Raw genomic sequence first — 11,903 nt, 5'->3', positions numbered from 1 at the left:
CCGAGTACGAGGAGACGTTCCATCGATCAGCCGCCGGCACCGGCCTGGCGAGCGAGAACCACGCGATCTAGCCTCCAACTTCGCCGGGGCGGCCCACTCCAGCCGCCGGACGTCATGATCCGCGTGCCGGGCAAGGTGCACCAGAGACTCGAGTCGTTCACACCGAGTAATATTCACGCCTGCAGGTCGGCGGCGAGGGAGAACCGGAGGATCGTCTTCGCCGGGCAGCGAGTCGATGGTGTGGCTCGCGCTGGCGGCACTGGCACTCCAGGTACAGGGCCAGGGCTAGTTCGGAGAGCGCGATGCCTAGACGTCCAGTACTCATCCCCCGGCAGCGGAGACCGGAGCCGAACAGGCGTCTGCGTCGAGTCCTGCTCACCCTCCTGAGGCGCTAGGTGATGCTCTCCTGGTGGGCCCCTGCAGCCGTGCTGGTGCCGCATCCGCGCTCAGCCGGATGACGTCACCGGTGACCATCAAGCTGCGGGCCCTGCCCGGTACCCCGACTCCCGCCGCAGAAATTTGGCCGGGCCACCTACCGCGTCCAGGGGCCAACTATCGCCCCCTGTCTCAGCAAAGCTGATCGTCCGCCCACCTGGCTGGAGAAATGTCAGTGGGGTCCTTTACGGTGATGTAAGTAGGAGCAACGTGGAGGCTGTGGATGCCGAGTGTTCCCCCCAAGGAAGCCCAGATCCGAGCTCACCTGGCCCAGCGTTTGGAGACGCTCGAGCCAGGCCTGCGACTGGTAGCGGAAGAGTACGTGTTGCCGAACGCGGTAGGTACGGGCGGCCGCATAGACATCCTGGCTCGGGACCAGCACCAAATGTGGGTGGTCATCGAACTCAAACGAGCGGATAAGACCGCCAGGGAGGCAGCGAACGAGATCACCAAGTACGCAGAGCTGCTGCGCCGGAATAGAGGTCTTCCCGCGGACCGAGTCCGTACAATCGTGGTTGCACTCGAGTCTCAGTGGCGGGAATTGCTGGCACCTCTCAGCAATATTGCTCGCGACTGGCGGCATGATCTGCGCGGCTATAGCCTCAGCATTGATGAGATCACCGGGGTTCCTCTCTCGGCTCAGCGGGTGAAGTGGCTTCCGGAGCCCCTCGACCAGCGGCTGACCTCGATTCACATTCTGTACCTATTTGGCCAGGCCCAAGACCGAGATCGCTGCTGGGAAAGAGTTTGCAAAAGCGCGGCTCAAGCTCACATAGCCGACCTCGTGGGTGTCGACGTCACGTATCAGGTCCCTTCGGAAACCGTGCGTTATCCATATGGGCTATACCTAGCTCTAGGGCGCATCGACCCGCAGCTCGGCCGGCCGCGTTGTCATCAGGCATGTAATCATCCGGTCTTGCTTGCTGATGAGCGCGAGGATTGGCGACATCCTGATGAATATGACGCGCTTTGCCATGTAACGAGTCAGGTCCGCGGGGGCGATCTTGAAAGTGGGGGTCCGGATATTTTTAATAAGCTTGTGCAGGACTCTCGCTGGGCGATCGGTCAGGTTCGATCCACTGGAGCATTCTCGGGCGGCCTATATGAGGACAGTGACTTTATTGCGGCGCTGCGTGGCAACGATGGGGAGGCTCGAACTCTGTTCCACGCCAGCGCAAGCGCATCTGTCGCATCCCGATGGAACCTGCTCAAACAGGATGTCATGAACTGCCTGGTCGGCAATCAACAGTGGACCGAACTGATGGCTGGATGGTTGGAAGCCGTCGAGCAGGGGCCTGGAGAGTACGACGTTGAAATTCATATCTATAATCCATGCGATCTCCTTGGTGCGCTGATCCATGGCTTGCCGCATAATATTCGTGAGTACCGGACCAAGGCGATGCCCGAGCGCCTGGCTGAGCTTGTACCAATGCTCGTCGCAGTAGCGCGACCGCGCGATGAGAAGGCCGAAATTTCGGTCCTTCATGGCAGTCTGCAGTGGGACGGAAATCCGGTGGCCGTGCAGCGGGAAGCGGAAACTGTCTACCCGGAACCCTCGACATGGCTAAGTTACCAGTACGGGGATGTAATTAGGCAAGCAGATCAGCGATTCTTGTCATTGTTGGGTCTGTGGTACGTGATTGACATTCAAATTTTGGCTCCCGACGGTTCGGGCCGGTATAAAAGTGTTTACGAAAGCACGTTCCTGCCATCGGGTTTGGACGCTGAAACCGTGGAAAACGCGGGCGGCCTACATAGCCTTTTTGATTTTATTGAGCGCTATGCAGAGGATCTTTACCTTACAGTCTTGCCTTATCGGCTACTTTTCGGCACCTAATAGGGTCTGCGCGGCCGGGAAATCCGTCGATTGCCGGAAATTGTCGCATTGCTTCATAGGTAACCCATAGAGGAAAGATCCATCGATGCGTTCTCATTCCTACTTGAGGATATGTGCGACTCTTTTCCTTTTATCGGAAAAATGAGATTAAGGTCTTAATTTGAAGAGTCAGCGAGCTCGCGTTTCGCGCAGTAGTAGTTCCATAATTCGCACACAAAGCACGATCTCGGGGTGTACTGCTCTAGATCCTCTTCCTATCCGCATCTAAGAGAGGTCTGTTCTGAGCCTTCTAAATTCTATGTCGGGGAGGAATCGGCTCCATTCCTCCGGACTTAGGTTTCGTTGGAGAGATGCGAGACCTGATTTCTCGACTCTCTCACCGGACGAATCCCAGATGCGCGCGGTGTTATCGCTGCCAGCGGTAGCGAGGTAGGCGCTGTCTGGACTGTATGTGGCGGCGTAAACGGTTCCATCGTGTGCAAGGCGTGCGGTTTCGGTGCTGGTGGTGAGATCCCAGATACGTGTGTAGCCATCGGCGCTGGTCGTAGCGAGTTCGGAGCCATTGTGGTTATAGGCCACTGAGGTTACGGGGGCATCGTGGGTGAGTCGTGTGGTTTCGGTCCTAGTGGCGAGGTCCCAGAGCTGGGCCGTACCAGCTGTGCTAGCGGTGGCGAGGCGAGTGCCATCTGGGCTGAAGGCGACTGCAGTTACCTCGTCGTCGTGTGCGAGGCGACCAATTTCGGTGCCGAGGGCAAGGTCCCAGATACGTGCGGTGCCGTCAAAGCTGGCAGTGGCAAGATGGATGCCATCTGGGCTGAAGGCAACTGCAGTTACCTCTCCATCGTGTGCGAGGCGTGTGGTTTCGGTGCCGAGGGCAAGGTCCCAGATACGTGCGATTCCGTCGGCACTCCCAGTGGCGAGCTGGGTGCCGTCTGGACTGTAGGAAACTGCGTAAACGACATCACCGTGGTTAAGCCGAACGGGTTCGGCACCGAGGGCAAGGTCCCAGATACGTGCGATCCCGTCGGCACTCCCGGTAGCGAGCTGGGTGCCGTCTGGACTGTAGGAAACTGCGTACACTACATCACTATGAGTGATGTAGACGGTTTCGTTGCTGGTCGCAAGGTCCCAGATGCATGTGAACCCGCTGGCACTGGCAGTGGCGAGGTGAGCGCCGCTTGGACTGTAGGCCACCGAGTGAACGGCGTCACTGTGGATAAGACGCTTTACTTCAGCGCTAATAATCAGTTCCCAAACGCGTACTCGGCGGTCGGCGCTGCCGCTCGCGAGGTGAGTACCGTCTGGACTGTAGGCAACTGCGTATACGGGGCCGTCATGCGTAAGGCAGGTGCTTTCGGCGCCGGTGGCAAGGTCCCAGATGCCTGCGGTTCCATCGGCGCTGCCGATGGCGAGTTGGGTTCGGTCTGGGCTGTAAGCGACTGCATGCACAGCGCCATGGCGGGTGACGCGGAGAGGCGCGAAGCGCGCGGTCTCTGTACTGGTGACGAGGTCCCAAGTCTCTACGGTGCCGACTGCGTTGATAGCGGCTAGTTGGGCGCCGTCTGGGCTGAAGGCGATCGCAGTTGCTGTGCTGTCTAGCGTGAGGCGGGTGGTCTCGGTGTCAGCGGCGAGGTCCCAGATGCGTGCGCAGTCGTGGCCGGCAATGGCTAGTTGAGTGCCGTCTGGGCTGAAGGCGATCGCAGTTGCTGTGCTGTCTAGCGTGAGGCGGGTGGTCTCGGTGCCAGTGGCGAGGTCCCAGATGCGTATGTAGCCGTCGGCGCTGGTCGTAGCAAGTTCGGAGCCACTGTGGTTATAGGCCACTGCGGTTACGTCGCCATCGTGGGTGAGGCGGATGGTTTCGGTGCCATTGGCTAGCTCCCAGATGCGTGCGGTGCCGTCGGTGCTGCCCGTAGCGAGATAAATGCCATCTGTGCTAAAGCCGACCGCGGTTACCTCGCCATCATGGGTGATAGTTAGGCGCAGGCGATTTGTGTGGAGCGTTGCCTTTAGTAGGGCTTGGCTACCTTGCCAGGTGCGAAGGTGCTGGATCGACTCGAAAGCGAGGACGAGCGCGGGAGTAGGGTCCAAGGGGTAATCGTTGAGTGCACGGGCACTTCGCTCAGCGAGGTATAGGGCGGTAGTCCGTCGCTGTGAAAAATCTTCTTGGTGTCGTTCGGCGTACGCGCGGTGGTGGCTGGCATCGAGAAAGGCATTTAGGCCGATGACGTCATCAGGGCAGAGATCGACCATTTTTTTGGCTTGGAGAAGGAGGGGGCGGGGAAGAAGAAGCGCTGGGTCATGGTCGTACTGCTGCCATAGGTCGCGGGCACTGATGGTGCGATTCTTCCATTCCCGAAACTCTCTACTGTCGTTGAGCCAGTCATGCAGTCGGTGCCAGGTGCGAAGCAACGCTTCGTGGGCGAGTTCGACGACTTGAGTGTCCTCGCCGCCGGCTGCGTTGTTGATGACCAAGAGTCGGTGGTCGCGGAGGAGCTCGACGGTGGACCAGTCTGCGGGGCGAAGGTCTGTTCGGCGGGCTTGACGGGCGATGTCAGTGCGGTTGGCTTGGACGAGCTCGGTAAAAATCCTCCGTGCGGCTTGCTGCCTGGCCGGACTGAGCGTGTCTATGACTGCGTCGGCGTAACTCGAGAGAGCCGTTGTAACGCCACCGAGATCGAGATACGTCTGCAAGGTGAGGGTGCGGCTGGTCTGGCGTTCCCACAGTCGGGTGAGCGTGAACTCCAATAGGGGAAGCTCAGTCGGCCGACCGCGGAACTCCTTGAGGATCAGCTCGACCAGTCCGGGTGCAAACTCGACTGGGTGCGGTCCCCCTGCAACTCGAGCTGGGCCGGTAATCGCTGAAGTGAGCTCTTCGGGGGTCATTGCGCATATTTTGTGAGCTTTGTGCTGAATATAGGAGCCAAGGGGTTCGGGAGCCTCGGTGAGCTCGCCGAAGAAGTCCCGTCGCACGCTTATTGCAGCCTGGAGCCCTGTGGGTTCATCGACCACGAGCGTTCGCAGGAGTTCGAGGATTTCTTCACGTCTTTCGATGGACGCGCATTCAGTGAAGATTTGCTCGAACTGGTCCGCGACGATCAGCATCCTGGAAGCCCCGGTCGCCGCCTCGATCATCTCCCGAGTTCCAGCCAAGCCCTCAGCCCGGAGCTTGCTGATCCAATAATCAAGATCGGTTGGCGATGTAGACCCGGGCTGACAGAGACCCACTAGCGCGCTGGCCAAGTTGAGCAGAGGGTAGGCGCCGGGCCTGAAGACAGCTACGGCCAAGCTGCCTTCGCGGCGGAGAGCTGGGACCAGTCCTGCAGCAACCACCGATGACTTTCCCGATCCAGATTGCCCATATACAGTGATCAAGGGCTGTTCCCGAGAGGCTTCCACCAACTGCTGGGTGAGAGCTTCTCGACCGAAGAACACGGCGGAGTCATCTGGAGTAAACGCGGCCAACCCCTTGTATGGGCACGGGGGCGGGCGATAGAGAACGTCCGGCCATGCCTCGACAAGAAGGTCGCCGTCAATGACATAAACGTCGACAGCGTCTTCGTCTGTCGGGACGGCTTGTACGACTCCGACGATCTGGCCGGACATCTGGTCCCAGACCGGCCCCCCGCTGAAGCCCGCGCGGGCACGGAATACGCCAGACAGCTCTTGGTCGACCTGAAGGCGTGCCCTGTCAATACGGCCAAGAAGCACCCCCGTCACATGGCCCTCGCGGTGTGTCCGTCCGGCCGGGATAGGTCCCCAGAGTTGGACTCGCTGTCCTGCGCCGTCGCCTCGTTGGGTCGCCAGCGTTGCCGGGACTGCGCCTATCGGGAGGCTTTCGTTTAGCAACAGTCCCGCAAGGTCTCGCATTTCAAAGGCGACCCCCTCGATTGGGAGCCATGTCTCCAGGCGAGCCCGCCGCTCGACGACCTCTCCTGTTTGGCCGGCGAATGGGAACCTTACGACCACCCACGGTGAACCTGGTGACGACGCTTCTCGTTTTCCCCGCCCGGCAAGGGCCGCATTGACGACGTGGGCGCATGTGACAAGATGTCGGTCTCCGGCAATGAACCCCAACCCGACTGGCTGGTCTCCGGGTCCGAGTATTTGGACGATGCAGTTCTCAGGACGGGTCCGGTTCATCTTCCTCGTCTCCGCCGGTCGCGGCTGTAGAGAGCGTCTCGTCCGGTTGCTTCGTCCAAGTCACTGTGACCGTGAACGATGTCTCGGCCTTGCCTTTGGCGAAGATTAGCCCCGTCTCTCCGCCGAGCTTCAGCCCGAACCCCACGCTGATTTCATCCGGCGCACGAGCCGCGTCTCTTAGCCGGGTCACAATCATTCCAAGCGCTGGCTCGATCCGGTTGAAAGCCTCGGCCAAGCTGTGAGCGGCCTGCACGATCCGGCCGTCGCTGTCATGGGCGACGAGCTCAACGCTGTCAAGCTCTTGCGCATCTACCTCGGCGACCATGAACTCCCCGGAGCCGTCGCCCAACGGCACCCTCATCAGAACCGACGCCATGACTACCCGTCTTCTCTCGACAGAACCGCTAGCTAAAAATTAGCCCACACCGATAAATATCGCCACAAAAACAGCAGATCCGCCAACGGCTCTTACAAGTCTGAGTCGCCGGTCCATCCGGCGTTGCAACCGTTGAGCCAAAAGTAGACGCCGGTACGCGGACCAGCAGCTAGCTCCCGCCCGTGTTGGCTTGGGACGGGTCTTCCGGTTTGATCGGCTAGCGCCAAGGCTATTTTAGCGTTAGGGCGCTCCCTGGCTCCAGCGACAGTCTCAGGTGGCCTAAAGGCCCAGGATCTCCACGGGAGTGAGACGGTTCGCGACGGTCTCTAGGGATCTTGCAAGCCTGCCTGCCTGAACGATCGGATGGTGTTGTTTCGGGGGATAGACGCCCCAGTCGGGCTTGCGTTCGTCAGTCCACTAGGTAGTGGGCCTCGATGTAGGCGACGGTGGAGTCGTATGGTTCACCTACCGGCTTCAGCGTGTATCGGCGGTAGACCGCGGCGGTGGCGCGGCGGACGCCTCGGTTGCGAGCGTCAGCGTTGTCCCACGTTCGGGCTAGAGCGCGAGTGACCACCTGGTCGATCTCCTCGGCCAGGTTCCTCTCAGTGATGGTGAGCCCGGACGGTGCATGGTCATGGATGATCCGTGACAGGACACCCACGCGGTCGTCGTCCAGCACGATGACGGTTTCGTCGGGGTGTTTCTCGGCGTTCACGATGACTCGGGCGATTCGAAGCGCCTCGGACAAGAAATCCAGAGCGTCTTGGGCGTTTTGAATGATCCGGTCCCGTAGCTGCTTGATCCGCTCTGCGAGGGCAGTGTATTTCACGGACCCCGGTTCGACGCCTTTTTCGAGGGCGGCTTTAATCTGATCAAGGATTTCTGCTGCAGATGGTGTATTTTCGTCACTGGAATCATTTTCGGACTTGGGGCGGACAAGGGATAGCAATTCCTTGAGCACGGAGATTCCCTGCGCGTCCAGAATGAGGGGAGTCTCCTGGGAAGTTACCACAGAGAAGGAGTGGACGTGAGCATTAATGATCTCCAGGACCATCGGCCCCAACTCGCTCAGCCGTTCCTTCCTTTCCTCGTCGGAGGACTTCTTGAACAGGGTCGTGTATACAGATCCGAAAAGGGCGAAGCCGTCCCGGTACTTGGCGACCCGCTTGTCGGAGTGAATGAGCGGGTACAGACGAGCCAGTAGCCGGTAGTCCTTGATAAATACCTCGGCGGCGCCAGCATTGGCGTCCAGGAAGACGTTGATGGCTCGCACGGACTCGTATCCGTGGACCGTGAGGTCCAAGCCGTCCACATCGACGAGGAGGTCTTCAATGCATGCGAAGGCGGTACGGAACTCTGTGACCAGCTCAGATAGGTCAGTGACGAACCCTCCGCCCTTTCCGGTCTCCGGTGAGGTCGGATCGACGACGGCCCGCTGGACCTCTTCGGCTAGGCCGATGTAGTCCACGACCACGCCGGAGGTCTTGACGAACCCGTTGGGCGATACCCAGGTGCGGTTCGGGCGGGTGATGGTCTGAAACAAGGTGTGGGCCTTCAACGGCTTATCCAGGTAGAGGACTCCTTCGTTGGGGGCGTCAAATCCTGTCATTAGCTTCGCGGTGACCACCAGGAAGCACATTGGGTTGTCCGGGGTTAGGAACCGCCGCTTCTGCTCCTCCTCCTGGACAGCTGATAGCCGGTAGGGCCGCATGGCAGGGTCTTCGACCTTGGTGTCCGAGACGGAGATATTCACCTCGGCGCTAATGCCGTCATGCTTCCCGACTTCGGCGAGTACCTGCAACGCCTCAAAACCTGACAGCAGATCGTTGATCTTGTTTGTGTACGCTACGGCCAGCTCACGGTTGTAGGCAACGATCTGGGCCTTAAGGCCATTGCGGTAGGCACCGGCCAGGTAGTGAGTCACGATGTCCTGACAGACCGCCTGGATCCGGTCCGGGTTGGTGAACACCGAGGTGAGGCGCCCAAACTTACGAGACAAGAGCTCACGGTCGGGATCGTCGAGATCGAAGTCGTCGGCAAACTGGTCAAACTCAGCCTGCAACCTCTCCGCATTGATCTCGAAGGAGACAGGGCGCGGGTCCAGCATGACCGGGACGGTCGCCTCGTCCAGGAGGGACCGGGATACCGAGTACCGGTGCAGCACCCTGCCCGGGTCCGCCTGATCGCCGAAGAGCGAGAAGGTGTCGGTGGCGAGGTTCCTGACGGGCGTGCCGGTCATGCCGAAGACCTTTGCGTTTGGCAACGCTGCGCGCATCTTTCCGGCCAGCGACTTCGCCTTGGCGGACTGCGTACGGTGTGCCTCGTCGACCATCACGATGATGTTGCTCCGGGTCGACAGATTCGCGCCGGCGTCGGCAAACTTGTGGACGGTCGTGGAGATGACCCCACGTACGTCGTTGGCCAACAGGGAACGCAGCTCCTGGCTGGTGTCAGGCTGGTGGAAGTAGGCGTCTCCCATTGCGGATGTGAACACCCCGGAGGTTTGTCGGACGAGCTGGGTCCGGTCGGAGAGCAGGACGATCGTGGGCGACTCAGTGCGGGTGTCGGCCAGCAGCAGCGAAGCTGTGAAAACCATCAGTAGCGTCTTCCCGGATCCCTGGTGGTGCCAAACGAGGCCCTTTGACCCGCCAGCCAAGACGCGCTTGTGGATCAGGTGCGCGGCCTCCAGCTGTGGGTAGCGGGGTAGGTACTTCATGTCTACCCCGCCCCCGGAGGTGTCAAAGAGGGCGAAGTTCAGGAGCATGTCCAGGATGGTGGCAGGGTTGAGCAGCAGTTCAACGGATCGGTGCACGTCAGCCTGGCCGGAGAGGTTCTCGTCGTCCGCAGTTGACCGGAACGGCTGCCACAGATTTGTGGGCGCACCTGCGGCACCGAATCGAAGCTTCAGTCCGTCGGAAGCAACAGCGAAGACGTTGGCGGTGAAGAACCACGGATACTCGGAGACGTATACATCATTGATCTCCCGGGCGGCGTCCGCCCAACTGGACTTTGTGGTCGGGGACTTTACCTCGACCACCACGAGGGGCAAGCCGTTGACCCAGTAGACGAGGTCGAGCCGGCGGGAAGTTTTGCCGGGGACGGTGATGGTCACCTCGTCTGACACAACCAATGTGTTGGCCGTCGAGTGATCGAAGTCAATGATCTTCAGGGCGTGCCATGCACCATCGGTGTCACGAAACTCTTGATGTCCGCGAAGCAAGCGCAGCACTTGCTCGTTGGCCCGCACTAGCCCGCCTTCCACGGCGTTGACCGTGGAGACGATCTCCTCGACAACCGCATCCACGTCGAAGCCGTCGATCACCCCAGGGTTGAAACGGAGAAGAGCATCTCGTATCGCGCTGACGACCACTGTCTGCGTTGTCTTACGCGGCAACGACCTGCCCGCTGTGTAGGCCCAGCCCATTGGGAGAGACCACTGGATCATCAGGTTTTGGAACTCGCGCTCCCGAATTCCCTTCGCCACTGCTCAGACCTCCAACTTGGCAGACTAGAGCGATTTCATATTGATCACGCACTTAGGGGGCGTCTGCGGGCATGCAAAAAGGATGTCCAATATCGGGTTGAGTGAAGCCATGCAGGAACACCTTCGTGATGGCACCCTATGTAACGATCGACGATGATGCGACCGAAACGCCAGGTTTGCCGGTATGGCATTCTAAGCTCGGCCACTTAGAGTCGCCTTGTCGCGATGACGCAAGCCCGACCGGTTAGCACCCTCAGACGCTTCGGCTGCGGTGTACCTGCCACCATCTGCGCCCTTCCTGCTAGTACGGACGTTGATGCAGTAAGTGGCTCTGAGCAGCGTCGCCGCGGATCGGGCCATAGACGTCACTGACCTCTGAGCGACACCGAGCTGGCCTCGGTGATGCCTGGGATTGACTGGACGACCCATCTCCCACGGAGATCTTTGGCTGTCTGTGCGAAGGGCCGGCTACTGTGAGTAGATATCGATACCTCTCGGACTGCTAAGCTTCTCGCTCTGCGTCAGCCAACGTGATGCTGCGGTCCAACAGACCGGATAGCAGAGATGCACGCATACCACGCAGCCGGTTGGTCTCGGTGCGCAGGGCGCCGATGGACGCTTCCTGAGTCTGCAACTCATAGATTGCCCGCTCCTGCTCCTGAGCCGAAGGCATGCCGACTGGCGACTGCATTAGGCGTCGACGGTTTAGCGTTCGATTGCGTCCCGCTCCACCCGGGGAGCAGTTAGCTAGGAGCTGCGTGCCTGCCTTGCTGGAAAAGAACAGTCTGAAGAATTCGATGTCCCCGCCGTCAACCCGCTGGTAGGCCGGGAACCTGTGGGATCCGCAGTATCCCTTAACTTCCGGAGGCACAACGGCGACTGCACCCTCCCAGGCGAAAACGATGTTGATGACCAGGTCACCGGGCTCGACCCAGTACACCTTCTTGGACCCAAGTGACTCTCCGGTCACGGCTTCCTTGGTAAACAGCCCGCGCCCGTGGGACCTGATCCCGATCTGCAAGTATTCGGCTTCAGGGGTGGTGGTAATCGGGCGCTTGACTTCTTGCAGTATCTCGCCGATTGGCAGTGTGGTTCCCGTTGTTGAGTAGCGCGCGAACAGCTCTTCCCTTCTTCCCTTAAACAAAGCATCTAGCGCGCTTATCTCGGCGTCGAGCATAGTGATGTGATCGTCTATCGCGCCGATGACTTCGACGATTCTTTCCTGAGTTGGAATCGGTGGAAGGGTGATCGATACCGACGCGATGCTAATGGCAGATAGCTCGGTCTGGTTGGTGCTTCCCGTCTGCAGGGATTCGAAGTCTGTCTTGCGGGTTGATAGCGCCAGACCTGCGAACCCCGATGCGAACCGCTCCGGGTCGGGGCGCACGATGGTGACGTGAGTATCGGCGGTTGCTGACTCGGGTAGTTCGCGGATCTCTGCAGCCCGCCCAAGCGTGCCGCGTCCGGTGGAGTTAATGAGCACATCTCCGATCCGGAGCTGAGCGTGTTCGGGCAGCGCCCGTGAGGGGTCGGTTCGACGCGCTAGTGAAAGTTCGATCCGATTTTCTTGCCGTACGCACTTCTGATTCAGCACCAGAAGTCCCTCATCAACATACTTCGGTGCCCTGCCT

Annotated in this window: 5 protein-coding genes; 1 reads left to right on the top strand and 4 read right to left on the bottom strand. The window is 59.9% G+C overall.

All coding sequences use genetic code 11. The annotated features are described in order from the left end of the window. Nucleotides 1–658: 658 nt before the first annotated feature. Entirely contained in the window at nucleotides 659–2,272 is a 1,614-nt protein-coding gene (locus ABD785_RS38045) for an endonuclease NucS domain-containing protein (RefSeq protein ID WP_344838767.1), read from the top strand. Nucleotides 2,273–2,536: 264 nt separating this feature from the next. Here ABD785_RS38045 and ABD785_RS38040 read toward each other — a convergent pair whose 3' ends face one another. The 4 genes from ABD785_RS38040 to ABD785_RS38025 form a co-directional block, all read right to left on the bottom strand. Then, nucleotides 2,537–6,412: an nSTAND1 domain-containing NTPase gene (locus ABD785_RS38040; protein ID WP_344838764.1), complete on the bottom strand. Its 3,876-nt coding sequence runs from the start codon at nucleotides 6,410–6,412 to the stop codon at nucleotides 2,537–2,539. After that, nucleotides 6,393–6,788: a CU044_2847 family protein gene (locus tag ABD785_RS38035; protein WP_344838762.1), complete on the bottom strand. Its 396-nt coding sequence runs from the start codon at nucleotides 6,786–6,788 to the stop codon at nucleotides 6,393–6,395. The genes ABD785_RS38040 and ABD785_RS38035 overlap by 20 nt, the downstream gene beginning before the upstream one ends. 409 nt (nucleotides 6,789–7,197) lie before the next feature. Further along, on the bottom strand, nucleotides 7,198–10,272 hold the full coding sequence (locus ABD785_RS38030) for a type I restriction endonuclease subunit R (RefSeq protein ID WP_344838760.1): 3,075 nt from the start codon (nucleotides 10,270–10,272) through the stop codon (nucleotides 7,198–7,200). A gap of 502 nt (nucleotides 10,273–10,774) precedes the next feature. Further along, nucleotides 10,775–11,866 carry a restriction endonuclease subunit S gene (locus tag ABD785_RS38025; RefSeq protein WP_344838757.1) on the bottom strand — a complete coding sequence of 364 codons (1,092 nt, stop codon included), beginning with the start codon at nucleotides 11,864–11,866 and terminating at the stop codon, nucleotides 10,775–10,777. Nucleotides 11,867–11,903 lie beyond the last annotated feature (37 nt).

The organism is Actinocorallia longicatena, from assembly GCF_039534125.1.
GTDB lineage: Bacteria > Actinomycetota > Actinomycetes > Streptosporangiales > Streptosporangiaceae > Actinocorallia > Actinocorallia longicatena.
Note: the sequence above shows the minus strand (reverse complement) of the source record. Positions and strands in the feature narration are given on the sequence as shown.

Bases quoted from the DNA above. Each gene is read 5' to 3' on its own strand.
- ABD785_RS38040 (WP_344838764.1), bottom strand. From the start codon at position 6,412: ATGAACCGGACCCGTCCTGAGAACTGCATCGTCCAAATACTCGGACCC.
- ABD785_RS38045 (WP_344838767.1), top strand. From the start codon at position 659: ATGCCGAGTGTTCCCCCCAAGGAAGCCCAGATCCGAGCTCACCTGGCC.
- ABD785_RS38035 (WP_344838762.1), bottom strand. From the start codon at position 6,788: ATGGCGTCGGTTCTGATGAGGGTGCCGTTGGGCGACGGCTCCGGGGAG.